Here is a 25,149-nt window from a genome sequence, read left to right on the forward strand (position 1 = left end):
GGCGGACCGGCGTGATCAGCGCACGTCGTAAGCGCGGACCACGGTCTGGGTGACGGAGTTGCCGTTGGCGTCCGTCAGTTCGGTCTTCAGTGTGACCTGCTTGCCCGCCGCGCCCGCGTGGTTCACGGTCGCGGTCCAGGTGCCGTCTCGCTGCGAGACCTGTGCCTCCGTCCAGGTCGTGCCTCCGTCGTAGGAGTACGAGAGCCTGGCCGAGGTGAGGGCGGCGGGCTTGTAGCCCGCGTGACCCGTCGCGGTGAGGCCGATCTGCCGGCCGTCCGTCGCGGGGAGGGTCTTCAGTCCGTCCTCCGGCAGGTTGTACCGGGGGAAGAGAATCGGGATGCCTTGAGAGTAGACGCTCTCGTCACGCTCGGAGGTGAATTTCCAGACCGAGTTGACGGATGTGGAGCGGTTCCACACCCTGCTGCCGATCTTCATGGTGTTCTGTTCGAGCGTGTACGTACCGCGCTCGGACGGGACTTCGAAGACCCCGAACGGCCATCCGGTCTCGCCGAGCAGCTCGCCGTCCCTGCTGAGCCGGAGGTTGCCGATGTCTCCGAAGGAACCGGGCTGGGCGTAGTGGGTGTTGTCGCCCCACATGGCGTTGGCGAAGCCGATGAGGTTGTCCTGGCGCTCCGCGACGAGGACCGGCTCACCGGCCGCGTCCTGCGGGGCGGTCGGGGCGACGACACCGTCGTACCAGCGCTCGGTGCGCTTCTCCCCCGCCCGGTAGCCGCGCTGGGTCCCGATCATGAACTCGCCGAACGGGAAGCTGGAGGAGAGCATCTGGTCCCACTGGGTGTCCCCGGCCGTGTAGTACTCCGTCCGGGTACCGGGGGCCGGGACCGGCTCGATGGCGCCGAAGTAGACGGAGGTGCCGTCGGGTCGGTGGGCCGCCGCGTTGTCGATGAAGTCGGTGGCGACGCCCATGGAGCCGTAGGTGGACTCGGTGCGGCCCAGCTGTCCGTCGCGGACCCGGTAGGCCTTGTCGTCGCGGACCTGACCGGACTCGGGGAAGGCGAGGTTGTAGAGGTACGGGCTCTTCGCGGTGGCCTTCCAGGAGAGGGCGACCGGTCCCGCGGAGAGCTTCGCCAGGAGCGCCGCGCCCTCGGCGGAGCCGACGGCGAGGACCGGGAACCCGGCTCCCGCGAAGCCGGCCGTCGGGTACCAGCGGGCGGTCGACGTGCGGTACGCGAGGACCGCCACGGCCCCGGCGGCCTTGGCGTCACGGGCGACGGTCAGGGCGTTGGTGGAGGTGTCCGGGAAGCGGACCAGGGCGACGCGGCCCGTGACCCCCGCGGCCGCCAGCTCCTCCGGGGTGCCGGTGCCCGCGTCGACGAGGCCGGCGGAGCCGGTGCCGTCGAGGTTGTCGGAGCCGAGGGAGGCGGTGACCGGGTGCAGGACCGTGCCGTCGGACGTCCTCAGCGACTCGATCTGCGGCGCGGCGGTGCGCCAGTAGCTGCCGAACTCGAAGTCGCCGTCGTCGGCGCGGCCCTCGACGGAGGCGTAGTAGCCGCGGATCGAGCGCGTACCGGCGGCCGTTCCGGCGTGCAGCCAGGTGTCGTCCCAGGAGCGGGAGAACGCCAGGGTGGTGCCGCGCTGTTCACCGGGCTTGTCGGTCGCCACCGAGAGCCTGTGGGCCTTGCGGGCGTCGAGGACGACGGTGGTGTCCTTCTTCACCTCCAGCTGCGGGCGGGCCAGGTAGCTGAGCGAGTCGTTCAGCGTGGCGCCCGCGCCCGCGTCGGGGGTGGCGACGAAGGAGGAGAGGAAGTAGCTGCCGGGCCGCACCGCGTACACCTGGTCGGTGGCGCCGTCGTTGAAGCGGCGTTCGCCGCTCGCGGTGTCGGTGCCGATGAGGTCCACGGACGAGGGTCCGGCGGCCGGGTCGCCCTGACGGTCGATCAGCTTGACCCGCAGGGTGACCGTCTCGGGCTGGACGTAGAGGGAGAAGGGCGTCGAGACGTGCAGGCCGTCGCGGCCGGTGGCCACGACGCGGCCGGTGATGTCGCCGTACTGGGCGCGCTCCAGGTGAGCGGTCGGGTCGAGTTCCAGCGGGACTTCGACGGTCGCGCCGGCCGGGACGGTGACCGTGCGCTTGCCGAGCTCGGCGACGGACGAGCGGACGCGGGAGCCGTCGTTGCCGGTGACCTTCTCGACGGCGAGCGTCAGGGTGACGGCCTTGCCGGAGGTGTTGGTGTACGGGACGGCGACCGTGGTGCGGTCGCTGCGGTCCTGGGGCCAGTTGAACGTGCCGCCCTGGACGGCGTCGGCGCCGAGGACCGTCTGGTCGATGGCGGCCTTGACGTCGAGCCGGCCGCCGCCGACCTCGCGCACGTCGCCGGGGACGTCGCTCTCGGCGGAGGAGACGAGCGCGGCCTTGATCTGCTGCGCCGTCCAGTCGGGGTGCCGCTGCTTGACGATGGCGGCGGCGCCCGCGACGTGCGGGGTGGCCATGGACGTACCGGACATGGACTGGTAGGCGTACACGCCCCGGCCGCCGACGGCGGCGGCGGAGATGGCGACGCCGGGCGCGGCGATCTCCGGCTTGAGGGTGTGGTTGACGATCGTCGGGCCGCGGCTGGAGAAGTACGCGGTGGAGTCGTCGCGGTCGGTGGCGCCGACCGTCAGCACGTCGGGGGCGCAGCCGGGCGAGGAGACGGTGTTGAGCGTCGGTCCGGAGTTGCCGGCGGCTATGACGAACAACGTGCCCGCGTTCTGCGCGAGTTCCTGCGCGGCGGCGCTCATCGGGTCGGTGCAGTCGGTGGGCACCGAGCTGCCGAGGCTCATGGAGACGACGTCGGCGCCCTGGCCGACGGCCCACTCCATGCCGGCGATGATCCAGGAGGCGGCGCCGGAACCGGAGTCGTTGAGGACCTTGCCGTTGAGCAGGTCGGCGCCGGGCGCGACGCCCTTCTTCCTGCCGTCGCTCGCCGCGCCGGAGCCGCCGACGGTGGAGATGGTGTGGGTGCCGTGGCCCGCGCGGTCCTCGGCGGTGTCGGAGTCGGTGAAGTTCTCCGAGGCGACGATCCGGCCCTTGAGGTCGGGGTGCTCGGTGTCGGCGCCGGTGTCGAGGACGGCGACCTTGGTGCCGGTGCCGTCGAAGCCCGCGGCCCAGGCCTCGGGGGCGTGCACCTGCTTGGTCGAACGCTCCAGGGTGGCCTCGACCTTGCGGTCGAGCCAGAGCTTCTTCAGGCCGCCGGCGGAGCTGGCGGCGGGGCCGTTCATGTCGGCCCAGAAGGTGGCGGCCTGCTTCTTGTCGGCCTTGAGGGCGACTCCGTCGACGGCCTTGAGGACCTGGCCGCGCTGGGCGCCGCGCGGGGCGGCGGGGACGGAGCGGGCGAGGTCGGAGCCGTAGACCGCGATGAGGGGCAGCGTCGTCGTGCCCTCGTCGTCGTAGCCCTGCCGGACGAGACCGGTGACGTTGAAGAGTTCCTCGTCGACGCGGCCCGCGGCGAGGGCGGCGGTGGCGCCCTCCGGGTAGACGTACAGGTCCTGGCCCGAGCGGCGGGTCTGGACGAAGGGCACGGTGCCGTCCTCGCGGGGCAGCGCGGTGGCGGCCGGGTTCCCGCGGGCGTCGCGGGTGACCAGGACCCGGTCGCCGGTGACCAGCGTGACGGTGGCGGTCCGGTCGTCGGCGCGGGCTCCGTGGGCCTCGCTGCCGACCAGCGGTCGATCGCCGGTCGGGTCGTCCTGCGGCACGGCGGCCGTGGACGGCGCGACCGCGGTGACGGCCAGGACGGCGGCGGTCGCCGCCCCCAGGGCCGTACGCGAAATCGGGCGCATCGCTCTCCCCATCTGAATCCGGCACAAGCACGGGCAAAGGGCGCGTGGCCGGAGGCTGTTGGTGCTGCGGTGGCGCCACATTGGCAGAGGTGAGGGTGGTGCAGGGATGATGGGCGCGGCGGGAATGCGCCGTGGCCGATTCCCGCCAGGGTGCCAACGGAACGAAGGCGTCCGGTGAACGTCCGGGCAATGTCCGGGACGTCCCAGGACGTCCGGGGAGGGGTGGGGCAGCGATGCTGGGAGCGATAGGTCTCGACGAACGGCAGGAGTCCGCGTACCGCGCGCTGGTCGCGCTGGGCGCGGCCGAGGTGGCCGATCTGGCCCACCGGCTCGCGCTGCCGGAGTCGGACACCGAGCGGGCGCTGCGGCGCCTGGAGTCGCAGGGACTGGCAGCGCAGTCCTCGGCGCGGACCGGGCGGTGGGTCGCGGCGCCCCCGGGGGTGGCGCTGGGCGCGCTGCTGACCCAGCAGCGGCACGAGCTGGAGCAGGCGGAGCTGGCGGCGGCGCTGCTCGCGGAGGAGTACCGCGCGGAGGCGGCGGAGCCCGCCGTGCACGACCTGGTGGAGGTGGTGACCGGTGCGAGCGCGGTCACCCACCGCTTCCTGCAGCTCCAGCTGGGGGCGACGGAGGAGGTCTGCGCGCTGGTCACGGGCAAGCCGATCGCGGTGACCGGCATGGAGAACGACGCGGAGGAGCTGGCGGCCGTCCGGGGCGTGCGCTACCGGGTGGTGGTCGAGCGGGAGGTCCTGACGCTGCCCTCGGGGATCGTGGAGCTGTCGGCGGCGCTGGGCCGGGACGAGGAGATCCGGGTGGTGGACCGGGTGCCGACCAAGCTGGTGGTCGCGGACCGGGCGCTGGCGATGGTCCCGCTGACCGGCCGGGGCGCGGAGCCTGCGGCGCTCGTCGTGCACGCGAGCGGGCTCCTGGAGTCCCTGATGGGGCTCTTCGAGGCGGTCTGGCGCGAGGCGCTGCCGCTGCGGCTCGGCGCGAGCGCGCAGGTCACGGAGACGGAGGCGCCCGGCCCCGACGCGACGGACCTGGAGGTCCTCTCCCTGCTCCTGGCCGGGATGACGGACGCGAGCGTGGCCAAGCAGCTGGACCTGGGCCTGCGCACGGTGCAGCGCCGGGTGAAGGGCCTGATGGAGCTCTCGGGTGTGACGACCAGGCTCCAGCTGGGCTGGCACGCGTACGAGAAGGGCTGGGTGGCGCGCGGGTAGGCGCGGGGGCCCAGGCGCGGACGCGTGCCCCGTCCGTACGCCGCGACCTGCGAGGAGATCATGGGTCCTGCACGCTGGGCAGATGGGTGTGTGGCAGCTGTTGCTCGTCGCGATGGTGATGCTGCTCGGCCTTTTCGGCGTGCTGGCTCCGGGCGTGCCGGGGCCGTGGCTGGTGTGGGCGGCGATGCTCTGGTGGTCGCTGCACGAGCAGAGCGGGCTCGCCTGGATCCTGCTCGTCGCCTCGACCGCGCTGCTCCTGCTCACCCAGGTGGTCGTATGGCTGCTGCCGCAGCGCCGGATCCGGGGCGTCGGGATCACCCGGCGCATGGTGACGTACGCGGGTCTCGGCGCCTTCCTCGGCTTCTTCCTGGTGCCGGTGATCGGCGCGATCCCCGGCTTCATCGGCGGGATCTACCTCTCCGAGCGGCTCCGGCTCGGCGGCCACGGCCAGGCCAGGGCCTCCACGCGCACGGTGATGCGGGCGGCGGGGACGAGCATCCTCGTCGAACTGTTCGCCTGCCTGCTGATCGTCGGCGCGTGGGTGGGCGCGCTGATCTGGGGCTGATCCGGTGCTGATCCGCACGTGGTCCTAGGACCACGGCCCCGCACGGCCTCCGCCGCAGCGCCGATGTGCTCGGCGCACCCGCGCGCGATGCTGGCCGTATGAGGGATTTCGAGGGCTTCGGCGAGGCCGAACTCGCCTATCTCCGCACGCAGCGGCTCGCCCGGATGGCCACGGTCGACCCCGCGGGCCAGCCGCAGGCCAACCCGGTCGGCTTCTTCCCGCAGCCGGACGGCACCGTCCTGGTCGGCGGGCTCGCCATGGGCCGCACGAAGAAGTGGCGCAACCTGGTCGCCAACCCCAAGGTGGCCCTGGTCGTCGACGACCTCGCGAGCGTGCGGCCCTGGCGGGTGCGCGGGGTGGAGATCCGGGGCGAGGCCGAGCTGCTCGTCGGGCCGCACGAGCTGGGCCCGCACTTCAGCGAGGAGGTCATCCGGATCCACCCGCGCCGGATCCACAGCTAGGGGCTCCCGCCCGAGGAAGCCCCCGGCGAGGGTGCTACTTCGGAAGATCGATCTGGTACTTGATGAATCCGGTGTCGCGGGCGACCTTGTCGTACAGCGTGCGCGCGGTGGTGTTGGACGCCTGGGTGTTCCAGTAGACCCGGTCGCAGCCCTGCTCCGCCGCCCACTGGGCCACGGCGGCGATCAGGGCGCGCGCCACGCCCCGGCCGCGGGCCTCGGGGTCGGTGAAGAGGTCCTGGAGGTAGCAGACGTCGGGCCCCGAGGTGTTGGGGTGGACGAAGAAGTGGGTGAAGCCGACCAGCCGGCCGTCGAGCCGGGCCACGCGCGCGTGGACGCGGGTGCCGTCCTGGAAGGCCTGCCAGGCCCGCTCGTAGAGGGCGTCGGGCTCGCTGCGGCCGTAGAAGTCGATGTAGGCGCGGAAGAGCCGCTCCCAGGCGTCGCGGTCGTCGGGTCCGAGCAGGTCTGTGCTGATCATGGGCTCATTCTGCCGGTACGGGTCCGAGCTGCCGATACCGGTACGCGTACGAGCGCCAGGGCCGCCAGGCCGCGGAGCGAGCCCCGCCCCCGACGGCCGCGTCCCGGTCCGTGTCCGGGTCCACGTCGGGGTCCAGGTCCGCGTCCGGGTCCACGTCGGGGTCGCCGAGGGCCCGCATCCGGATGAGGGCGGCCCGGCGCGCGCCGACGCCGGGGACAGCGCGCAGGGCGTCCTCCGCCTCGTCGCGGTCGGCGCCCGGGTCGAGGCGGACCGCCCCGCCGGTGAGCGCCGCGGCGAGCGGACCGGCCTCGGGGTGGGCGAGGAGCGCGGCGGGCTCGGGGAAGAGGTGCGTGAGCATGCCGCAGGCGGCGTCCAGGGGCCTGCCGTGGGCCAGGACCAGGCGGGCCGCCTCCTCGGGACCGGTCACGGTCCGCAGCGCGAACTCCTCCGGGTCGGCCGCGCCCGGCGACCGCAGCCCCGGCCGCGCGGCGACCCGCTCGGCGAGCACCGGGTCGGGGCCCGCGCCGAGGTGCTCGGCGACGGCGTACGGGTCGGCGTCCAGGTCGAGGAGGCGGCGCAGCCGCTGCACGGCCGTGGTGAGGTCGCGCAGGTCGGTGAGGTGGATCCGGGCGTCGAGCCAGGCCCCGGCGGAGCGCTCGTCGACCGAGACGAGGCCGGTGCCGTACGGGAGGCGGAGCGTACGGCGGTAGGTACGGGCTCCGGAGTCGCCGAGCACCTCCTCGACACCGGGCAGGGCCTCGGCGGCGAGCAGGTCGAAGACCTCGCGGGCGGCGTACGGGCCCCGGTGGGCGAGCCGCAGCGGCACCCCGGCGGCGAGCGCGGTGCGGGGCCCGGCACCGGTGCCGGACTCGGCGCGCAGCTCGGTGGGCGTACGGGCGTAGACGCGGCGGATCGTGTCGTTGAACTGCCGCACGCTGGCGAAGCCGGACGCGAAGGCGATCTCGGTGACCGGCAGCCCGGTGGTCTGCAGGAGCAGCCGGGCGGTGTGCGCCCGCTGCGCGCGGGCGAGGGCGACGGGCCCCGCGCCCAGCTCGGCGGTGAGCTGGCGCTGCACCTGGCGGGCGCTGTAGCCGAGCCGCCCGGCGAGTCCGGGGACGCCCTCGCGGTCGACGACCCCGTCCCCGATCAGGCGCATGGCGCGGCCGACGACGTCGGCGCGGACGTTCCACTCGGCGGAGCCGGGCACGGCGTCCGGGCGGCAGCGCCGGCAGGCGCGGAAGCCGTGGCCCTGGGCGGCGGCGGCCGTCGGGAAGAAGGTGACGTTCTTCCGTTTGGGCGTGACGGCGGGGCAGCTCGGCCGGCAGTAGATGCCGGTCGTCGCGACGGCGAAGAAGAACGCGCCGTCGAAGCGGGCGTCCCTGCTGCTGACGGCCTCGTACCGCCGGTCCTCACCGGTGTCCCGTCGGCCGCCGTCCTGTGCCCTCTCGCTGTCCACGGTTCCAGTGTGCGCGAGCCCCCGGGGCGCGGCTGGCGGTTTTCGGACACCGCACTTCCCGGGGGTTCCCGTACCGGACCGCTCTCGTCACCAGCCGGAGTGCCGTGCGCGGCCGCCCGTGCCGCCGCGCTTGGCCTCCATCGCCGCGCGGCCCTCCGCGCCCTTGCGCTTCCAGTCCTTGAGGATCTCGGAGCGCAGGCGCGCGTCGGTCTTGGCGACGATCCGCTGGTTCTCGCGGAGGAGCTTGCGGTAGCTCTCCAGCCGGCGCACCGCGAGCGAGCCCTCCTCGACGGCCGCGGTCACGGCGCAGCCGGGCTCCGCCTCGTGGGCGCAGTCGTGGAAGCGGCACTCCTCGGCCAGGCTCTCGATCTCCGAGAAGACCTGGCCGACACCGGACTCGGCGTCCCAGAGCCCGACCCCGCGCAGACCGGGCGTGTCGATGAGGACACCGCCCGCGGGCAGCACGAGGAGGTTGCGCGTGGTCGTGGTGTGGCGGCCCTTGCCGTCCACGTCACGGGCGGCCTGGACGTCCATCACGTCCTCGCCGAGGAGCGTGTTGGCGAGCGTCGACTTGCCCGCGCCGGAGACGCCGAGCAGCACGCTCGTGCCGTCCGCGACGAGCGAGCGCAGGACGTCGACCCCCTCGCCGGTCGTGGAGCTGACGGGCAGCACCTGGACGCCCGGCGCGACGCTCTGCACGTCCTCGACGAGGTACGAGAGTCCGACCGGGTCGGGCACCAGGTCGGCCTTGCTGAGGACGACGAGCGGCTGGGCGCCGGACTCCCAGGCCAGGGCCAGGAAGCGCTCGATCCGGCCGAGGTCGAGCTCGACGGCGAGCGACACGGTGATGATCGCGTGGTCGACGTTGGCGGCGAGGATCTGGCCCTCGGACCGCTTGGAGGACGTGGACCGCGCGAACGCCGTGCGGCGCGGGAGGAGGTGCCGTACGTAACGGGGATCGCCGTCGCGGTCGACGGTGGCCCAGTCGCCCGTGCAGACGACCTTCAGCGGGTCCCGGGGCACGACGAACTCGGTGTCGGCCCGGAGGATGCCGATCGGGGTGACCAGGTCGCACTGGCCCCGGTCGACCCGCAGGACGCGGCCGGGCATGAGGTCCCACACTTCGTACGGGGCGAACGCGGCCTCCCAGCCCTCGTCCCAGCCGTACGGGGTGAGGTCGTGCGAGGTCGAATCCTGAAGAGAGGAGAAAGACAAGGGGTGACCCTTCACAAGGGTGGCCCCGGCACGCACCGCGCGGTCCAGAGCCTGGACGCGCGGAGAGAGTGAAGGAAGGTCAGCCGGAGGCCACGGAGGTGGTGTTGACGAGCTTCTGGATGAGGGCATTGCCCACCGTCATGACAGCCATCGGTCACACCTCCTGGATCCTTCTCCGTGGTCGCCGACGCGGCGACACCCGCGAAAGCCTTGGCGGCCCGCAGGAACGCCCTCACCCTAGCCCCACCTCCGACGACCGCGCGATCGATTTTCCGCACGGCCGCCGCACGGCCGTCGGTCGGGCCGTGACCCGCGTCCTCGACCCGCTGTGCGAACCCCGTGCCGGCCTCCTCTAGCCTTGGGGTCGAGAGCCGTGGGGGCCGGCTCGCTTCAGAACTCCCGTTCCGGTGCTCCGCCATGACCAGCGTGACGCACCGTGAGACCGGCCTCTCACCTGATCATCCGGAGTTCCTTTGAAGCACCTCGTCCCCCGTCGGCGCGGCCTCGCCCGCCTGGCCGCCGTGGCCACGACCGTCGCGCTCGCCGCCACGGTCACCGGACCCGCGGCCGCGGGCACCGCGACCGAACCGACGCCCACCGCGCCGGCCTACTACCTGAGCGGGATCCTCCCGTCGGGTCAGATGTACGTGTACATGCGGGACGGCAAGGGCGGCCTCGACCCCCGGTCGGGCGCCTACGTCTGGAAGGGGCTCACCACCGCCGTGCCGGTCGACCCCGACCTGACCGGGTACCAGGACGGCGCGTACCACGTGATGTCCGACGGGGTGGTCAACCAGTGGCGTGGCGGCAACCTCAAGCGCGTCGCCACCGGTTGGCAGCAGTACACCAGCGTCGTTTCGCCGGGCACCCTGGCCCGCGCCGCCCACCCCGACCTGCTGGCGCGTGACCGGCAGGGCGTCCTGTGGCGCATCCAGACCCGGGCGGACGGCACGCTGGCGCCGCGCGTGAGGATCGGCGCCGGCTGGAACGCGTACACCCAGATCGCCGGGGTCGGCGACTACACCGGCGACACCAGGCCGGACATCGTCGCCCGCGACAAGCAGGGCGTGCTCTGGCTGTACAAGGGCACGGGTGACGGGCGCGCACCGTTCGCCCCGCGCGCCCGGGTCGGCGCCGGCTGGAACATCTTCAACAGGCTGGTCGCCACCGGTGACGTCGACGCCGACCGCCGCAGCGACCTGCTCGCCCGCGACCCCAAGGGCGACCTGTGGCTGTACAAGGGCACGGGCAGCGCGGCGGCGCCGTTCAAGCCCCGCGTGAAGATCGGCTGGGGGTTCCAGGAGTACCGCGACCTCTTCTGAACCACGGGGGCGTAGGTCCCGCTGTTCAGACGACGACCACCTCGACCGAGGCGACGGTGTTGCAGCCGTAGCCCTGGGCGTTCCAGGGGGCGTGGTCCGGCTGGGTGGCGCCGTGGGAGTCGGTCGCCCGGGCGAGCAGGCGGTACCGGCCGGGGCGGCGCGGGGTCCACGGGTACGACCAGCCGGTCCAGGCGTACGGGCCGGTGGGCGGCTCCAGTGCGGCGTCGTGCCAGCCGGTATCGGGGTCGCCGTCCCCCGCGCCCGTGCCGTCCTCGTCCTCGGCCCTGACCTCGACGCGGCCGACGGCTCGCCCGCCGCCGGACCAGGCCCTGCCGCGGACGACGGTCTCCGTCCCGCGCCGCAGGTCCTCGTCCGGTTCGGGAGCGGTGATGAGCGACTTGACGCGGATCGCCCCGACGGGCCCGTCGGGGGTGCCGTCCGAGGCGATGTAGACGTACTCCTCGGCCTGGAAGACCCCGGTGAAGGGCGCCGTGACGGCCCGTGCCCCGACGAGCCACTTCACGTCGGCGACGGCGTACCGTCCGGGCACCACGAGCCGGACGGGGGCGCCGTGCCGGGGCGGGAGCGGTTCACCGTTGAGGTGTGTCGCGAGGAGCGTGTCGGGGTGCAGCGCCTCGGCGAGCGGGAGGGCGCGTTCGAAGGCGACCGGGCGCCCCCGGAACGAGCCCTCGTCGGCGCCGGTGAAGACGAACTCGACCGCGTCCGGGGCGATGCCGGCTCGTTCGGCGAGCAGGTGGAAGGGGACGCCCGCGAAGCGGGCGCAGCCGACCGCCCCGCGCTCCCAGGCCAGGCCGGGCGGGCGCGGGTTCATCAGGGCGCGGCCGTTGCCCGCGCACTCCAGGACGACGTCGAGTTCGCGCCGCGCGCCGCTGCCGAGCGCGATGAGCTGCTCGTAGTCGACCGTGAGCGGGGCGGTCACGGCGCCCTCGACGCACAGCCGCCACCGGGCGAGCTCCGGGCGCGGGACACCGAAGTGGTCCCGTACGAAGAGGGCGTCGGCGGGCGTCAGCGGATCGGCGAGCGCGCCCATCGGGGTCTGTGCGTTGTACGGCTCGGTGGTCACCGTCTCGGGCGCCCAGGCAGTGGCCCCGGGGCCGTGGGGAATCGCCGATGCGGTCATGCCGACACCTCCGTCGGGCGCGGTCCCGCTCTCAGCGTACGTCGGGCCCCCGGACCCCACCCTTCGGTCCGCGCGCGTCCGATTCGTACAAGACCCGGGCGCCCCGCCCCGCCTACCGTCGACCCATGAACACACCACGACTCGACGTCATCGGCCTGGTCGTCTCCGACATGGCGGCCTCGCTCGCCTTCTACCGGCGGCTCGGTCTCGACGTGCCGGCCGACGCGGACACGCAGCCGCATGTGGAGGCCGCGCTGCCCGGGGGGATGCGGATCGCGTGGGACACCGAGGAGGTCATCCGGTCCTTCGATCCCGAGTGGTCCCGTCCCGAGGGCGGTGACCGGATCGGGCTCGCGTTCCGCTGCGACGCACCCGCGGAGGTGGACGCCACGTTCGAGGCGCTGGTCGCCGCCGGGTACCGGGGGCACCTGAAGCCCTGGGACGCCGTGTGGGGCCAGCGCTACGCCGTCGTGCTCGACCCGGACGGCTGCGGGGTCTCCCTCTTCGCCCAGTCCGAGGCGTAGGCGGACAGCGTCGTCCCGGCCAGCGCCCTGGTCTCGCGGGCCAGGTGCGCCTGGTCGGCGCAGCCCGCGCGCAGGGCCGCCTCGGCGTACGGGACGCCCGCCCTGACCAGGGCGAGCGCGCGCTGCAGCCGCAGGATCCTGGCCAGCGTCTTGGGCCCGTAGCCGAACGCGTCGAGGGACCGCCGGTGCAGCTGCCGCGCGCCCAGGCCGACGGCGTCGGCGGTCTCGGCGACGGGCCGTCCGGCGGCGAGGCGCATGGCGACGGCGCGGATCAGCGGATCGGTGGCCGGAGCGTCCATCGCCCGGTCCACGGCGAGCGCCTCCAGCGCGCCGGCCAGGTCGGGCGCCGCGGCCACCCGCTCGGCGAGCCGCCGGGCCCGCGCCTCGCCCCAGAGCGCGCCGAGATCGACCCGCCGGTCCCGCAGGGCGCTCGCCGGGACGCCGAGCAGCGCGGGCGCGTCCCCGGGCGCGAAGCGCAGCCCCGCGTACCGGCCGGGGCCGCCCTCGGGGACGTACGCGCACGTGTCGGGGCCGGCGACGAACAGCCGGCCGTCGTGCCACAGCAGGTCCATGCAGCCGTCGGGCAGGACGGGCACCGACTCCTCGCCCACGGGTGAGGGCCCGATGCTCCAGACGACCGCGCCGTCGAGGCGCGCGGGACGTTCCTCGTACACGCCTCCGAGCCTAGTCCGGTCGGCAGACGGACGGGCCCTAGTCCTTCTCCCAGCCCGAGTGCAGACGCGACTTGACGTCGTCCGGGGGCAGGAAGCGGGACCAGCGTTCGGGGAACTCCGAGGGCATGTCGGGGTCGTCCTCGTCGACCTCCTCCGCCTCCGCGCGCAGCCGGGCGACGAGTTCGGCGGCCTGGGCGGCCCGCGCGCGGTCGGAGGCCTCGCGGGCGGCGGCGGTGGCGACGGAGGGCCAGACCCGGTCGATCGCCGCGTTCACCGCCGCGCCGACGAGCACGGCGAAGGCGGAGATGCCGATCCAGAGGAGGACGGCGATGGGGGCGGCGAGGGAGCCGTAGATGGTCGGGCCCTCGACCTGGCTGGTGAGGTAGATCCGCAGCAGAAAGCTGCCCAGCACCCACATCCCGAGCGCCACGAGCGAGCCCGGGATGTCCTCGATCCAGGGCGATCTGACGGGCACGGAGACGTGGTACAGCGTGGTGAGGAAGGCGATGGAGAGGAGGATGACGACGGGCCAGTAGAGGACGGAGACGACCTCGGTGCCCCAGGGGATCAGCTCCACCACCCGGTCGGGGCCGACCACGGCGAGCGGCAGCACGACCGCACCGATGAGCAGCGCCACGATGTAGAGCAGGAAGGCGAGCAGCCGGGTCTTGACGATGCCGCGGTGGCCGTCGAGCCCGTACATGACGGTGATGGTGTCGATGAAGACGTTCACGGCGCGGGAGCCCGACCACAGGGCGATGGCGAAGCCGAGCGAGACGAGTTCGGGGCGGGTGCCCTGGGTGACGTCGTCCAGGAGCGGCTTGGCGATGTCGCGGACGCCCCGGTCGGAGAGGACCGTTCCGGCGGCGTGGAGGATGTTCTCCTGGATGCTCGCGACGGTGTCGGTGTTGGTCCAGTCGTCGGCGTAGCCGAGGAGGGCGATCAGGCCGAGCAGCAGCGGGGGCAGCGACAGAAGGGTGAAGAACGCCGCTTCGGCGGCGAGGCCGAGGATGCGGTACTCGATGCACGAGTTGACGGTGTCCTTCAGGAGCAGCCACACCATCTTCCGCTTCGACACGTTGCGGTAGAGGACTCGGGCCCGGTGGAGTCTGTTCCCGGGCCGCCGCTCGGGTGTTTCGTTTGCTGCCTGCACCTCCTTACCGTATCGGCATGGCAGCCAGCACCCACACCGTGACCAATCAGCCTCCGCCCCTGGTGGGATACGACGTCTTCGCGGCGGACCGGGCGCTCACGGAGGCGGTGGAGCGCCATCTGGAGCCCCTCGGCCCGGAGGTCGCGGCCCTCGCGCGCGAGGAGCTCGGGGAGTTCGGCCGGGCGGCCGGTTCGGAGCAGGCGCGCGAGTGGGGGGAGCTGGCGAACACGTGTCCGCCACGGCTGCGGACGCACGACCGGTACGGGCACCGGATCGACGAGGTCGAGTTCCACCCGGCCTGGCACCGGCTCCTGGGCCGGGCGGTCGGCGCGGGGCTCACGAACGCGTGGGGCCGTCCGGGTGGGCACGTGCGGCGCGCGGCGGGCTTCTTCCTCGCCACGCAGACCGAGGCCGGGCACGGCTGCCCGGTGTCGATGACGCACTCCGCCGTGCCCGCGCTGCGGGCGGACCCGGAGCTGGCCGCCGTGTGGGCGCCGCTGCTGACCTCGCGGGTGTACGAGCAGGGGCTGCGGCCGCCGGCGGAGAAGGCCGGGGTGCTCTTCGGGATGGGGATGACGGAGAAGCAGGGCGGCAGCGACGTCCGGGCGAACACGACGGAGGCGCGTCCGCTGGCCGAGGACGGCGCGTACGTGCTCACCGGGCACAAGTGGTTCTGCTCGGCGCCGATGTCGGACGGCTTCCTGGTCCTGGCTCGGGCGCCGGGCGGCCTGAGCTGCTTCCTGGTGCCCCGGGTGCTGCCGGACGGGACGCGGAACGCGTTCGCGATCCAGCGGCTCAAGGACAAGCTCGGCAACCGGTCGAACGCCTCGGCCGAGGTCGAGTTCGACGGGACGACCTGGGCGCGCCGGGTCGGTGAGGAGGGCCGGGGGGTCCGCACCATCCTCGGGATGGTGGCGGCGACCCGGCTCGACTGCGTCCTGGGCTCGGCGGCGCTGATGCGGCAGGCGGTGGCGCAGGCCGTGCACCACACCGCGTACCGCAGGGCGTTCGGCGGGGTGCTGATCGAGAAGCCGCTGATGCGCAATGTGCTGGCCGACCTGGCGCTGGAGTCGGAGGCGGCGACGGTCCTCGGGATGCGGCTCGCGGCGGCGTACGACGCGGACACGGAGGCCGAGCGGGCGTTCCTGCGGATCGCGGTGCCGGTGGCGAAGTACTGGGTGACGAAGCGGTGTACGCCGACCGTGGCGGAGGCGCTGGAGTGCCTGGGCGGCAACGGCTACGTGGAGGAGTCGGGGATGCCCCGGCTGCTGCGGGAGTCGCCGCTCAACTCGATCTGGGAGGGCTCGGGCAACGTCCAGGCGCTCGACGTGCTGCGGGCGCTCCAGAACGAGCCGATGGCACTGAACGCGTTCCTGAGGGAGGTCGGGCAGGCGCGGGGCGCCGACCACCGCCTCGACGGGGCGATCCGGGACATGCTGGCCGAACTGGCCGACCTGGACGGGATCGAGGGCCGGGCGCGGCGGCTCGTGGAACGGATGGCCCTGGTGTTGCAGGGGGCGCTCCTGGTGCGCTGGGCGCCGTCCGAGGTGTCGGACGCTTTCTGTGCCTCACGGCTGGGCGGCGACTGGGGCACGGCGTTCGGGACGCTGCCCTCGACGCTCGATCTGGGAGCGGTGGTGGAGCGGGCCCGGGCGGAGGTCTGACGCCTCTCGGGCCCTCCAGGGGCACGAAAAAGCGGTGGGTGGTGCTGCGCCGACACGGCACCACCCTCCGCTCGCACCAGCTTCACGCACGAGAGCGGTTGCTACCAGAGTTGCAAAGGGTTGCAGGATTACCGGAATCGGGCTCTCCCGGCGAGCCCAGGACGGCACGATATGCATCCAGGCTCCGGAGTCCGGCAGAACCGATACAGCACCGATACGGCAGCGACGCGGCAGTGCGGGTGGCTGGGAGAGACCGATGAAGAACACTCAGCTGAACAACACGCGGCTCGACATGAAGCGACTGGCCGCCATGGACGCCGCTCAGGCGACCCGGCTGCTGCACCGGGTGCGGGACGAGACGCTGGCCGGCCGCACGCCGCCGATCGCTCCCCGGCCGGTCATCGACGCCTCCTGGCAGCGGATGTTCCGGCTCGGCCTCGACCCGGACCAGGGCACCAGCAGCGTGCTGCTCCAGCGCGACGAGCTGGAGCAGCGGCGCCGCACCACCGTCCTCGGCGAGGTGATGCGCACGCTGAGCACCATGCTCGCCGGGATCGCGGACGCCTCGATGCAGATCATGGTGGTCACCGACGAGCACGGCCGGGTGCTGTGGCGCGAGGGCAACCTCTCGGTGATGCGGCAGGCCAACGGCATCTGTCTGGAGGAGGGCGCGGCCTGGACCGAGCACACCACCGGGACGAACGCGGTGGGGACGGCGCTCGCGATGGGACGGGCCGTCCAGGTCCACTCGGCCGAGCACTACGTCCAGACGCTGCACAGCTGGACCTGCGCCGCGGCTCCGGTGCACGATCCGCGTGACCAGCGGCTGCTGGGGATCGTGGACGTCAGCGGTCCGGCGTCCGGTTTTCATCCGTCGACGCTCGCGCTCGTCGGCTCGGTGGCCCAGCTCGCCGAGGCGGAGATGCGCGACCGCCATCTGCGCTCGATCGAGCGGCTCCGGTCGGTGGCCGCGCCGATCCTGTGCCGGGTGGGCGGGCGCGCGGTCGCCGTGGACGCGCACGGCTGGACGGCGGCGGTCACCGGGCTCGCGCCGGTCGACCGGATCACGCTGCCGAAGTCCTTCCGGGCCGGGCGGGTGTGGCTGCCGTCGCTCGGGATGTGCGCGGTGGAGCCGCTGCCCGGTGGCTGGCTGCTCCGGATCGAGGACGAGAAGGGTGCGGGGGCGACGGCACCGGGCGGCGCGGAGGCGGCCGGCCGGGTGGTGCTCGACCTGAGCCGGCCACGTCGCTGGACGGTTGCCGTGTCCGGGGCGGCGGGCAGCTGGACCCAGGAGCTGAGCCCGCGCCACGCCGAGTTGCTGTACGTCCTGGCCCTGCACCGGGACGGGCGGTCGGCGGCGGAGCTGGCCGAGGACGTCTTCGGCGACCGGACGAGAACGGTGACGGTACGGGCGGAGATGTCGCGGATCCGCCGCAACCTGGCGAGCGTGCTGGCCCACCGCCCGTACCGCTTCAGCGAGGAGGTCGAGGTCGAGATCGTGGCCCCGGCCGACCCGGCGGACCTCCTGCCCCACTCGACGGCCCCGGCGGTGCGGTCGGCCCGGCCGGGCGGCGCGTAGCCGCGCCCCCGGTCCATCACTGTCCACCATCCGGACAGGCGGCGGAGGGGGCCCTTGGGGATCCCGGACCGGGCATGATGCGATGAGTCCATGAGCATCACTCTCACCACCTGGTCCCTCGAACAGACGTCGCCGTCCGACCTGCGCGCCTCGACCCCGCCGGAGGGGGACGACGTGACGGTCCGGCGCGCCGAGGTGCCCTCGCCCGAGTACAGCCGCTTCCTCTATACGGCGGTCGGTGGCGACATCCGCTGGAACGACCGGCTGTCGCTGACGTACAAGCAGTGGCAGGAGATCGTCGAGAAGCCGGGCGCCGAGATCTGGGTGGCGTACGACAAGGGGACGCCGGCCGGGTACGTGGAGCTGGACCCGCAGGACGACGGTGTCGTGGAGATCGTCTACTTCGGGCTGATCCCCGCGTTCCGGGGCCGCCGGATCGGCGGGCACCTCCTCTCGTACGGCGTCCAGCGCGCCTGGGACCTGGCCGAGCGCTGGCCGGGGCGGGAGGCGACCCGCCGGGTCTGGCTGCACACCTGCTCGCTGGACGGGCCGCACGCGATGGACAACTACCTGCGGCGGGGCTTCCGGCTCTTCGACACCAAGGTCGAGGAGGTCGAGGAGTCCGAGACCCCCGGCCCCTGGCCCGGCGCGCACGCCTGAGGACGCCTGAGCACGGCCGACCACTGCCGAGCACGGCAGACAACTGTCAACCACGGCAGACCACGGCCGGCCGCGTTCGAACGGTGGCCCGGGCCCGCGGGAGGGCGGCCCGGGCCCGACACGAGAGCGCCCCTGCGTGACCCACGACACACCATCTCGCCCAGCGAGACACTCTTGTCCACATAGCGGACGAAGCTGGACTGGGTCCAAAGTCCCGTGACACGCTTCCGTCATGTCTGGAACTGGAATTGCCTTGGTGAGTCGGCGGCACGTCGACCTCGGCCGCATGTCCAGCGCCATGTGTTCGGCGCGCTGAGCGAACCAGCACCGCCGCGAACACCTTTCAGACCGACCCTGCTGCGCACCGTCGCGCCATCCCCTGACCCACGTACGAGTGTGCAGGTCAGAGCCGCCCTCCCGCAGTCCCGAAGGACAAAACGCCATGGCCGCCACCCCGGAAAACCCCGCACCCGCCACGCCCCGCCGCAAGGTGAGCCGTCACCGTGGCGAGGGCCAGTGGGCCGTGGGGCACTTCACCCCGCTGAACGGCAATGAGCAGTTCAAGAAGGACGACGACGGTCTCAATGTGCGGACACGCATTGAGACGATCTACTCCAAGCGTGGATTCGACTCGATCGACCCCAACGACCTTCGGGGCCGCATGCGCTGGTGGGGTCTCTACACCCAGCGCAAGGAGGGCCTCGACGGCACCAAGACCGGTGTCCTGGAGCCGGAGGAGCTGGACGCGGAGTACTTCATGCTCCGGGTCCGCATCGACGGCGGCCGGCTGACCACCGAGCAGCTGCGGGTCATCGGCGAGATCTCGCAGGAGTTCGCGCGCGGCACGGCCGACATCACCGACCGCCAGAACGTCCAGTACCACTGGATCCGGATCGAGGACGTCCCGGAGATCTGGAACCGGCTGGAGGCGGTCGGCCTGTCGACCACCGAGGCCTGCGGTGACACCCCGCGTGTCATCCTCGGCTCGCCGGTCGCCGGCATCGCCGAGGACGAGATCATCGACGGCACCCCCGCCATCGACGAGATCTACCGGCGGATCGTGGGCAACAAGGACTTCTCCAACCTGCCCCGCAAGTTCAAGTCGGCCGTCTCCGGCTCGCCGCTGCTCGACGTGGCGCACGAGATCAACGACATCGCCTTCGTCGGCGTGAACCACCCCGAGCACGGCCCCGGCTTCGACGTCTGGGTCGGCGGCGGTCTCTCCACCAACCCCAAGCTCGGCGTCCGCCTCGGCACCTGGGTCTCCCTGGACGAGGTCCCCGACGTCTACACCGGCGTCATCTCGATCTTCCGCGACTACGGCTACCGCCGGCTGCGCACCCGCGCCCGGCTGAAGTTCCTCGTCGCCGACTGGGGCGCGGAGAAGTTCCGCCAGGTCCTGGAGGACGAGTACCTCGAGCGCAAGCTGACCGACGGCCCCGCGCCCGAGCAGCCGGCCGGCCAGTGGCGCGACCACATGGGCGTGCACCGTCAGAAGGACGGCCGCTTCTACGTGGGCTTCGCGCCCCGCGTCGGCCGGGTCGACGGCGCCACCCTGACCAAGATCGCCGACCTGGCCGAGCAGCACGGCTCGGCCCGGCTGCGGACCACCGCCGACCAGAAGATGATCCTGCTGGACGTCGAGGAGGCCCAGGTCGAGGCGGCGGTCGCCGCCCTGGAGGCGCTCGACCTGCAGGTGAACCCCTCTCCGTTCCGGCGCGGCACGATGGCCTGCACCGGCATCGAGTTCTGCAAGCTGGCGATCGTCGAGACCAAGGCGCGCGGCGCCTCCCTCATCGACGAACTCGAGCGCCGCATCCCCGAGTTCGACGAGCCGATCACCATCAACATCAACGGCTGCCCCAACGCCTGCGCCCGTATCCAGGTCGCGGACATCGGTCTCAAGGGCCAGCTGGTCCTGGACGACGAGGGCAACCGTGTCGAGGGCTACCAGGTCCACCTGGGCGGCGCCCTCGGCCTGGAGGCCGGGTTCGGCCGCAAGGTCCGTGGCCTGAAGGTCACCTCGGCCGAGCTGCCGGACTACGTCGAGCGGGTCCTCACGCGCTTCCAGGAGCAGCGCGAGGACGGCGAGCGCTTCGCCACCTGGGCGGCGCGCGCGTCGGAGGAGGCCCTCTCATGAGCGAGCGTGCCGCACCGTTCTACTGCCCGTACTGCGGCGACGAGGACCTGTTCCCGCACGAGCAGGGTCACGGGGCCTGGGAATGCCGGGCGTGCAGTCGAGCCTTCCAGCTGAAGTTCCTGGGGCTCCTCGCCCCGGGCACTTCGAGCAACCAAGCTGGAGGGGAAGAGATATGACGACGGCTCAGGCCATCACCGAGGACACCACGGACGCCGAACTGAAGGCGCTCGCCGAGCAGGCCGGGCGCGACCTGGAGGACGCCTCCGCGCTGGAGATCCTCCAGTGGGCGGCCCAGACCTTCGGCAAGCGGTTCTGCGTCACCTCCTCCATGGAGGACGCGGTCGTCGCCCACCTCGCCTCCCGGGCCATGCCCGGGGTCGACGTGGTCTTCCTCGACACCGGCTACCACTTCCCGGAGACCATCGGCACCCGTGACGCGGTCGACGCCGTCATGGACGTCCAGGTCATCACGCTGACCCCGCGTCAGACGGTGGCCGAGCAGGACGCCGAGTACGGCCCGAAGCTGCACGACCGCGACCCCGACCTCTGCTGCGCGCTGCGCAAGGTCGCACCGCTCGCGGACGGCCTCGGCGCGTACCGCGCCTGGGCGACGGGGCTGCGCCGCGACGAGTCCCCGACCAGGGCGAACACCCCGGTGGTCGGCTGGGACGAGAAGCGGCGGAAGGTCAAGGTCTCCCCCATCGCCCGCTGGACCCAGGACGACGTGGACACCTACGTCGCCCAGCACGGTGTCCTCACCAACCCGCTCCTCATGGACGGTTACGCCTCCGTCGGCTGCGCGCCCTGCACGCGCCGCGTCGAGGAGGGCGAGGACGCCCGGGCCGGACGCTGGGCCGGACGCGGCAAGACCGAATGCGGGCTGCACGGATGACGGCCGCTCAGGAACAGCAGGAACACCACCAGGACCATCAGGACCCCCAGGAGAATCACGTGACCGGTGCCACCATCTGGCTCACGGGCCTGCCCAGCGCCGGCAAGACGACGATCGCGTACGAGCTCGCCGGCACGCTGCGCGGCGAGGGCCACCGGGTCGAGGTGCTCGACGGCGACGAGATCCGCGAGTTCCTCTCCGCGGGCCTCGGCTTCAGCCGCGAGGACCGGCACACCAACGTGCAGCGGATCGGCTTCGTCGCCGAACTGCTCGCCTCGAACGGCGTGAAGGTGCTGGTCCCGGTCATCGCCCCGTACGAGGACAGCCGCGAGGCCGTCCGCAAGCGCCACCAGAGCGAGGGCACGGCGTACGTCGAGGTGCACGTCGCGACCCCGGTGGACGTGTGCTCCGTACGCGATGTGAAGGGGCTCTACGCCAAGCAGGCCGCGGGCGAGCTCAGCGGTCTGACCGGGGTCGACGACCCGTACGACGAGCCGCGCAACCCGGATCTGCGGATCGAGTCCCAGAACCAGACCGTGCAGGAGTCCGCGGCGCAGCTGTACGCGCTGCTCACCGAGAGGGGCCTGGCGTGACCACCACCGTCGCTCATGTTCATGAGGAGACCGACAGCCCGTTCGCGCTGTCGCACCTGGACTCGCTGGAGTCCGAGGCCGTGCACATCTTCCGTGAGGTGGCGGGTGAGTTCGAGCGGCCGGTGATCCTCTTCTCCGGTGGCAAGGACTCCATCGTCATGCTGCACCTGGCGCTGAAGGCGTTCGCGCCGGCGCCGGTGCCGTTCACGCTGCTGCACGTCGACACCGGGCACAACTTCCCCGAGGTCATCGAGTACCGCGACCGGGTCGTCGCCCAGCACGGGCTGCGGCTGCACGTGGCCTCCGTGCAGGAGTACATCGACGCCGGGAAGCTGCGCGAGCGTCCCGACGGGACGCGCAACCCGCTGCAGACGGTGCCGCTGACCGAGGCGATCCAGCAGCACCGTTTCGACGCGGTGTTCGGCGGCGGCCGGCGCGACGAGGAGAAGGCCCGCGCGAAGGAGCGGGTGTTCTCGCTCCGCGACGAGTTCTCGCAGTGGGACCCGCGCCGCCAGCGCCCCGAGCTGTGGCAGCTCTACAACGGCCGGCACGCCCCGGGTGAGCACGTCCGGGTCTTCCCGCTCTCCAACTGGACCGAGCTGGACGTCTGGCAGTACATCCAGCGCGAGAAGATCGAGCTCCCGGACATCTACTTCGCCCACGAGCGCGATGTGTTCGCCCGCAACGGCATGTGGCTGACGGCCGGCGAGTGGGGCGGCCCGAAGGAGTCCGAGACGGTCGAGAAGCGGCTGATCCGCTACCGCACCGTCGGTGACATGTCCTGCACCGGCGCCGTCGACTCCGACGCCACCACGCTGGACGCCGTCATCGCCGAGATCGCCGCCTCCCGGCTCACCGAGCGGGGCGCGACCCGCGCCGACGACAAGCTGTCCGAGGCCGCGATGGAAGACCGCAAGCGCGAAGGGTACTTCTAATGAGCACGTCCACCGAGCAGCCGGCCGCCGAGCTGGCCGCCACCACCCTGCTGCGTTTCGCCACCGCCGGCTCCGTCGACGACGGCAAGTCCACGCTGGTCGGCCGGCTCCTGCACGACTCCAAGTCGGTCCTCGCCGACCAGCTGGAGGCCGTCGAGCACGCCTCGCGCTCACGCGGTCAGGAGGCGCCCGACCTGGCGCTGCTGACCGACGGCCTGCGGGCCGAGCGGGAGCAGGGCATCACGATCGACGTCGCCTACCGCTACTTCGCGACCCCGCGCCGCCGGTTCATCCTGGCCGACACCCCCGGGCACGTGCAGTACACCCGGAACATGGTGACCGGCGCCTCCACCGCCGAGCTGGCCGTGGTCCTGGTCGACGCCCGCAACGGCGTGGTCGAGCAGACCCGCCGGCACGCGGCCGTCGCCGCGCTGCTGCGGGTGCCGCACGTGGTCCTCGCGGTCAACAAGATGGACCTCGTCGACTACGCGGAGCCCGTCTTCGCCGCGATCGCCGAGGAGTTCACGACGTACGCCTCCGAGCTCGGCGTCCCGGAGATCACCGCGATCCCGATCTCGGCGCTGGCCGGCGACAACGTGGTGGAGCCGTCGGCCAACATGGACTGGTACGGCGGCCCGACGGTCCTGGAGCACCTGGAGACCGTCCCGGTCAGCCACGACCTGACGGCCTGCCACGCGCGGTTCCCGGTCCAGTACGTCATCCGTCCGCAGACCGCCGAGCACCCGGACTACCGGGGCTACGCGGGCCAGATCGCGGCCGGCGCCTTCCGCGTCGGCGAGCAGGTCTCCGTGCTGCCGTCGGGGAAGACGTCCACGATCACCGCGATCGACGCGCTGGGCGAGTCGGTGGACATCGCCTGGGCCCCGCAGTCGGTCACGATCCGGCTGGCCGACGACATCGACATCTCGCGCGGCGACCTCCTCGCTCCGTCCGGCGACGCCCCGGCCACCAGCCAGGACGTCGAGGCGACGGTCTGCCATGTGGCGGACCAGCCGCTGAGCGTGGGCCAGCGGGTGCTGCTCAAGCACACCACCCGCACGGTCAAGGCGATCGTCAAGGAGATCCCGTCCAGGCTCACCCTGGACGACCTCTCCCAGCACCCCGAGCCGGGGCAGCTCGTCGCCAACGACATCGGCCGCGTGAAGGTGCGTACCGCCGAGCCGCTCGCGCTCGACTCGTACGCCGACTCGCGCCGTACCGGCTCGTTCCTGCTGATCGACCCGGCGGACGGCACCACGCTCGCGGCCGGCATGGCGGGCAAGTCCTTCGCCGACGCCAAGGCCGTGAAGGCCGGTTCGGACGCGGCGGACGCCGCGGACGACGAGGGCTGGGACTTCTGACATGACGTACGCCGACGTCTACGGCACCTTCGCCAAGGAGGGCGGCCGCGTGGGTTCCGGCGCCCTCGGCGCGGGCAGCGGGGGTGTCGCGCGATGTGCGTGCTGATTCCGGCGCGGCGCGTACGCGCCGCGATGCCGCTCCACCCGTACCACCACCGACATAGCCGAAGAAGCCTTCGAAGACCCTGAGGGGAACCACCGCCGTGCCTGCCTTCCGCACCACCCCGCGCCGCTCGATCACCGCTCTCGCGGCTCTGCCGCTGCTGATCGGCGCGCTCGCCTCGTGCGGGTACGGGTCGCAGGCGAAGGGCGACGAGCAGAGGCCGGCCGCCGTCGGTGCGAAGCTCTCCGCGGACACGGTCCGGGTCGGCTACTTCCCGAACCTGACCCACGCCACGGCGCTCGTGGGCGACCAGGAAGGCATCCTCCAGAAGGAGCTGGGCGGGACGCAGCTGAAGGTCTCCACCTTCAACGCCGGCCCGTCCGAGATCGAGGCACTGAACGCCGACTCCATCGACATCGGCTTCATCGGCCCCTCCCCCGCCATCAACGGCTACACCAAGTCCAAGGGCAAGAACCTCCGGATCGTGGGCGGTTCGGCGTCGGGCGGTGTGAAGCTGGTCGTGAACCCGACGAAGATCAAGACCCTGGACGATGTGCGGGGCAAGCGGATCGCCACCCCGCAGCTCGGCAACACCCAGGACGTCGCCTTCCTCAACTGGATCTCCGAAAAGGGCTGGAAGGTCGACGCCCAGTCCGGCAAGGGCGACGTCTCCGTCCTGCGCACCGACAACAAGGTCACCCCCGACGCCTACAAGTCCGGCTCCATCGACGGCGCCTGGGTCCCCGAACCGACGGCGTCGAAGCTCGTCAGCGAGGGCGCCAAGGTCCTCCTCGACGAGTCGTCGCTGTGGCCGGACAAGAAGTTCGTCATCACCAACATCATCGTCTCGCAGCGGTTCCTGGCCGAGCACCCCGACGTCGTCGAGGCCGTCCTGCGCGGTTCGTCGAGGACGAACGCGTGGATCAACGCCAACCCGGACAAGGCCAAGGCCTCGGCCAACGCCAAGCTGAAGGAACTCACCGGCAAGCCGCTCGGCGCCGAGGTCATCGACGCCGCCTGGCCCTCCATCCAGTTCACCGACGACCCGCTCGCCGCGACCCTCCGCGCCCAGGCGGACCACGCGGTGAAGGCCGGGCTCCTCAAGCAGCCGGATCTGAACGGCATCTACGACCTGGGGCCCCTCAACAAGGTCCTGACGGCCGCGGGCAGGTCCGCCGCCTCCGACGCCGGTCTCGGCGCCAAGTAACCGCACATCAGCCAGAGTTCAGGATTCCCAGG

At 72.6% G+C, this 25,149-nt stretch carries 23 protein-coding genes; 16 read left to right on the forward strand and 7 right to left on the reverse strand.

Annotation, left to right across the window (positions count from 1 at the left end):
- Positions 1-15: 15 nt before the first annotated feature.
- Entirely contained in the window at positions 16-3,780 is a 3,765-nt protein-coding gene (locus AB0E14_RS23740; protein WP_362421474.1) for a S8 family serine peptidase, read from the reverse strand.
- A gap of 233 nt (positions 3,781-4,013) precedes the next feature.
- On the opposite strand from AB0E14_RS23740, the gene AB0E14_RS23745 reads away from it, so the two are divergent.
- The 3 genes from AB0E14_RS23745 (at position 4,014) to AB0E14_RS23755 (ending at position 6,023) form a co-directional block, all read left to right on the forward strand.
- Entirely contained in the window at positions 4,014-4,997 is a 984-nt protein-coding gene (locus AB0E14_RS23745; protein ID WP_362421477.1) for a helix-turn-helix domain-containing protein, read from the forward strand.
- Between the two features lie 82 nt (positions 4,998-5,079).
- Positions 5,080-5,562, forward strand: a complete 483-nt coding sequence (locus AB0E14_RS23750) for a DUF456 domain-containing protein (RefSeq protein WP_362421480.1) — start codon at positions 5,080-5,082, stop codon at positions 5,560-5,562.
- 98 nt (positions 5,563-5,660) lie between these two features.
- A complete protein-coding gene (locus tag AB0E14_RS23755; RefSeq protein WP_362421483.1) occupies positions 5,661-6,023 on the forward strand; it encodes a PPOX class F420-dependent oxidoreductase in 363 nt (120 codons plus the stop codon).
- Positions 6,024-6,057: 34 nt separating this feature from the next.
- On the opposite strand, the gene AB0E14_RS23760 is transcribed toward AB0E14_RS23755, so the two are convergent.
- The 3 genes from AB0E14_RS23760 to rsgA all read right to left on the reverse strand — a co-directional run bounded on the left by AB0E14_RS23760 (position 6,058) and on the right by rsgA (position 9,169).
- Entirely contained in the window at positions 6,058-6,498 is a 441-nt protein-coding gene (locus AB0E14_RS23760; RefSeq protein ID WP_362421487.1) for a GNAT family N-acetyltransferase, read from the reverse strand.
- 4 nt (positions 6,499-6,502) lie between these two features.
- Positions 6,503-7,954, reverse strand: coding sequence for an AlkA N-terminal domain-containing protein (locus AB0E14_RS23765; protein WP_362421489.1), 1,452 nt, complete (start codon positions 7,952-7,954; stop codon positions 6,503-6,505).
- An 87-nt stretch (positions 7,955-8,041) separates the two neighbouring features.
- Complete coding sequence (gene rsgA, locus AB0E14_RS23770; RefSeq protein WP_362421492.1) at positions 8,042-9,169, reverse strand: ribosome small subunit-dependent GTPase A; 1,128 nt, start codon at positions 9,167-9,169, stop codon at positions 8,042-8,044.
- A gap of 473 nt (positions 9,170-9,642) precedes the next feature.
- Here rsgA and AB0E14_RS23775 point away from each other — a divergent pair, with 473 nt between their 5' ends.
- Positions 9,643-10,491: a VCBS repeat-containing protein gene (locus AB0E14_RS23775; RefSeq protein WP_362421495.1), complete on the forward strand. Its 849-nt coding sequence runs from the start codon at positions 9,643-9,645 to the stop codon at positions 10,489-10,491.
- A 25-nt stretch (positions 10,492-10,516) separates the two neighbouring features.
- Here AB0E14_RS23775 and AB0E14_RS23780 read toward each other — a convergent pair whose 3' ends face one another.
- On the reverse strand, positions 10,517-11,632 hold the full coding sequence (locus tag AB0E14_RS23780; protein ID WP_362421498.1) for a molybdopterin-dependent oxidoreductase: 1,116 nt from the start codon (positions 11,630-11,632) through the stop codon (positions 10,517-10,519).
- 125 nt (positions 11,633-11,757) lie between these two features.
- On the opposite strand from AB0E14_RS23780, the gene AB0E14_RS23785 reads away from it, so the two are divergent.
- Entirely contained in the window at positions 11,758-12,156 is a 399-nt protein-coding gene (locus AB0E14_RS23785) for a VOC family protein (protein WP_362421501.1), read from the forward strand.
- Here the strand turns inward: AB0E14_RS23785 and AB0E14_RS23790 are convergent.
- Both AB0E14_RS23790 and AB0E14_RS23795 read right to left on the reverse strand, forming a co-directional pair.
- Positions 12,093-12,830 (reverse strand): helix-turn-helix domain-containing protein, encoded by a 738-nt coding sequence (locus tag AB0E14_RS23790; protein ID WP_362421504.1) that lies wholly within the window; start codon positions 12,828-12,830, stop codon positions 12,093-12,095. The genes AB0E14_RS23785 and AB0E14_RS23790 overlap by 64 nt on opposite strands.
- Before the next feature lie 37 nt (positions 12,831-12,867).
- On the reverse strand, positions 12,868-13,983 hold the full coding sequence (locus AB0E14_RS23795; protein ID WP_362421507.1) for a YihY/virulence factor BrkB family protein: 1,116 nt from the start codon (positions 13,981-13,983) through the stop codon (positions 12,868-12,870).
- 17 nt (positions 13,984-14,000) lie between these two features.
- Between AB0E14_RS23795 and AB0E14_RS23800 the strand changes: the two genes are divergently transcribed.
- The 11 genes from AB0E14_RS23800 (at position 14,001) to AB0E14_RS23850 (ending at position 25,117) form a co-directional block, all read left to right on the forward strand.
- On the forward strand, positions 14,001-15,647 hold the full coding sequence (locus AB0E14_RS23800) for an acyl-CoA dehydrogenase family protein (RefSeq protein ID WP_362421510.1): 1,647 nt from the start codon (positions 14,001-14,003) through the stop codon (positions 15,645-15,647).
- Positions 15,648-15,903: 256 nt separating this feature from the next.
- On the forward strand, positions 15,904-17,226 hold the full coding sequence (locus tag AB0E14_RS23805; RefSeq protein ID WP_362421513.1) for a GAF domain-containing protein: 1,323 nt from the start codon (positions 15,904-15,906) through the stop codon (positions 17,224-17,226).
- Positions 17,227-17,316: 90 nt separating this feature from the next.
- Positions 17,317-17,886, forward strand: coding sequence for a GNAT family N-acetyltransferase (locus AB0E14_RS23810; RefSeq protein ID WP_362421516.1), 570 nt, complete (start codon positions 17,317-17,319; stop codon positions 17,884-17,886).
- Positions 17,887-18,118: 232 nt separating this feature from the next.
- Positions 18,119-18,202: a putative leader peptide gene (locus AB0E14_RS23815; RefSeq protein WP_352077884.1), complete on the forward strand. Its 84-nt coding sequence runs from the start codon at positions 18,119-18,121 to the stop codon at positions 18,200-18,202.
- Positions 18,203-18,328: 126 nt separating this feature from the next.
- Complete coding sequence (locus tag AB0E14_RS23820; protein ID WP_362421519.1) at positions 18,329-20,026, forward strand: nitrite/sulfite reductase; 1,698 nt, start codon at positions 18,329-18,331, stop codon at positions 20,024-20,026.
- Entirely contained in the window at positions 20,023-20,202 is a 180-nt protein-coding gene (locus tag AB0E14_RS23825; RefSeq protein ID WP_362421522.1) for a hypothetical protein, read from the forward strand. Before AB0E14_RS23820 ends, AB0E14_RS23825 begins: the two co-directional genes overlap by 4 nt.
- Positions 20,199-20,918 carry a phosphoadenylyl-sulfate reductase gene (locus AB0E14_RS23830; protein ID WP_362421524.1) on the forward strand — a complete coding sequence of 240 codons (720 nt, stop codon included), beginning with the start codon at positions 20,199-20,201 and terminating at the stop codon, positions 20,916-20,918. The genes AB0E14_RS23825 and AB0E14_RS23830 overlap by 4 nt, the downstream gene beginning before the upstream one ends.
- On the forward strand, positions 20,915-21,511 hold the full coding sequence (gene cysC, locus AB0E14_RS23835) for an adenylyl-sulfate kinase (RefSeq protein ID WP_362421526.1): 597 nt from the start codon (positions 20,915-20,917) through the stop codon (positions 21,509-21,511). Before AB0E14_RS23830 ends, cysC begins: the two co-directional genes overlap by 4 nt.
- A complete protein-coding gene (cysD, locus tag AB0E14_RS23840; protein WP_362421529.1) occupies positions 21,508-22,446 on the forward strand; it encodes a sulfate adenylyltransferase subunit CysD in 939 nt (312 codons plus the stop codon). The genes cysC and cysD overlap by 4 nt, the downstream gene beginning before the upstream one ends.
- Positions 22,446-23,807, forward strand: a complete 1,362-nt coding sequence (locus AB0E14_RS23845) for a GTP-binding protein (protein ID WP_362421532.1) — start codon at positions 22,446-22,448, stop codon at positions 23,805-23,807. The genes cysD and AB0E14_RS23845 overlap by 1 nt, the downstream gene beginning before the upstream one ends.
- A gap of 203 nt (positions 23,808-24,010) precedes the next feature.
- Positions 24,011-25,117: an aliphatic sulfonate ABC transporter substrate-binding protein gene (locus tag AB0E14_RS23850; RefSeq protein WP_362421535.1), complete on the forward strand. Its 1,107-nt coding sequence runs from the start codon at positions 24,011-24,013 to the stop codon at positions 25,115-25,117.
- Positions 25,118-25,149: the final 32 nt, after the last annotated feature.

It is taken from the genome of Streptomyces sp. NPDC047981, assembly GCF_040653315.1.
GTDB lineage: Bacteria > Actinomycetota > Actinomycetes > Streptomycetales > Streptomycetaceae > Streptomyces.

Coding starts and splice junctions, on each gene's coding strand:
- AB0E14_RS23820 (WP_362421519.1), top strand. CDS start 18,329: ATGGCCGCCACCCCGGAAAACCCCGCACCCGCCACGCCCCGCCGCAAG.
- AB0E14_RS23780 (WP_362421498.1), bottom strand. CDS start 11,632: ATGACCGCATCGGCGATTCCCCACGGCCCCGGGGCCACTGCCTGGGCG.
- AB0E14_RS23810 (WP_362421516.1), top strand. CDS start 17,317: ATGAGCATCACTCTCACCACCTGGTCCCTCGAACAGACGTCGCCGTCC.
- AB0E14_RS23800 (WP_362421510.1), top strand. CDS start 14,001: ATGGCAGCCAGCACCCACACCGTGACCAATCAGCCTCCGCCCCTGGTG.
- AB0E14_RS23825 (WP_362421522.1), top strand. CDS start 20,023: ATGAGCGAGCGTGCCGCACCGTTCTACTGCCCGTACTGCGGCGACGAG.
- AB0E14_RS23845 (WP_362421532.1), top strand. CDS start 22,446: ATGAGCACGTCCACCGAGCAGCCGGCCGCCGAGCTGGCCGCCACCACC.
- AB0E14_RS23745 (WP_362421477.1), top strand. CDS start 4,014: ATGCTGGGAGCGATAGGTCTCGACGAACGGCAGGAGTCCGCGTACCGC.
- cysC (WP_362421526.1), top strand. CDS start 20,915: ATGACGGCCGCTCAGGAACAGCAGGAACACCACCAGGACCATCAGGAC.
- AB0E14_RS23805 (WP_362421513.1), top strand. CDS start 15,904: ATGAAGAACACTCAGCTGAACAACACGCGGCTCGACATGAAGCGACTG.
- AB0E14_RS23815 (WP_352077884.1), top strand. CDS start 18,119: ATGTCTGGAACTGGAATTGCCTTGGTGAGTCGGCGGCACGTCGACCTC.
- AB0E14_RS23830 (WP_362421524.1), top strand. CDS start 20,199: ATGACGACGGCTCAGGCCATCACCGAGGACACCACGGACGCCGAACTG.
- AB0E14_RS23740 (WP_362421474.1), bottom strand. CDS start 3,780: ATGCGCCCGATTTCGCGTACGGCCCTGGGGGCGGCGACCGCCGCCGTC.
- AB0E14_RS23785 (WP_362421501.1), top strand. CDS start 11,758: ATGAACACACCACGACTCGACGTCATCGGCCTGGTCGTCTCCGACATG.
- AB0E14_RS23755 (WP_362421483.1), top strand. CDS start 5,661: ATGAGGGATTTCGAGGGCTTCGGCGAGGCCGAACTCGCCTATCTCCGC.
- AB0E14_RS23750 (WP_362421480.1), top strand. CDS start 5,080: ATGGGTGTGTGGCAGCTGTTGCTCGTCGCGATGGTGATGCTGCTCGGC.
- AB0E14_RS23760 (WP_362421487.1), bottom strand. CDS start 6,498: ATGATCAGCACAGACCTGCTCGGACCCGACGACCGCGACGCCTGGGAG.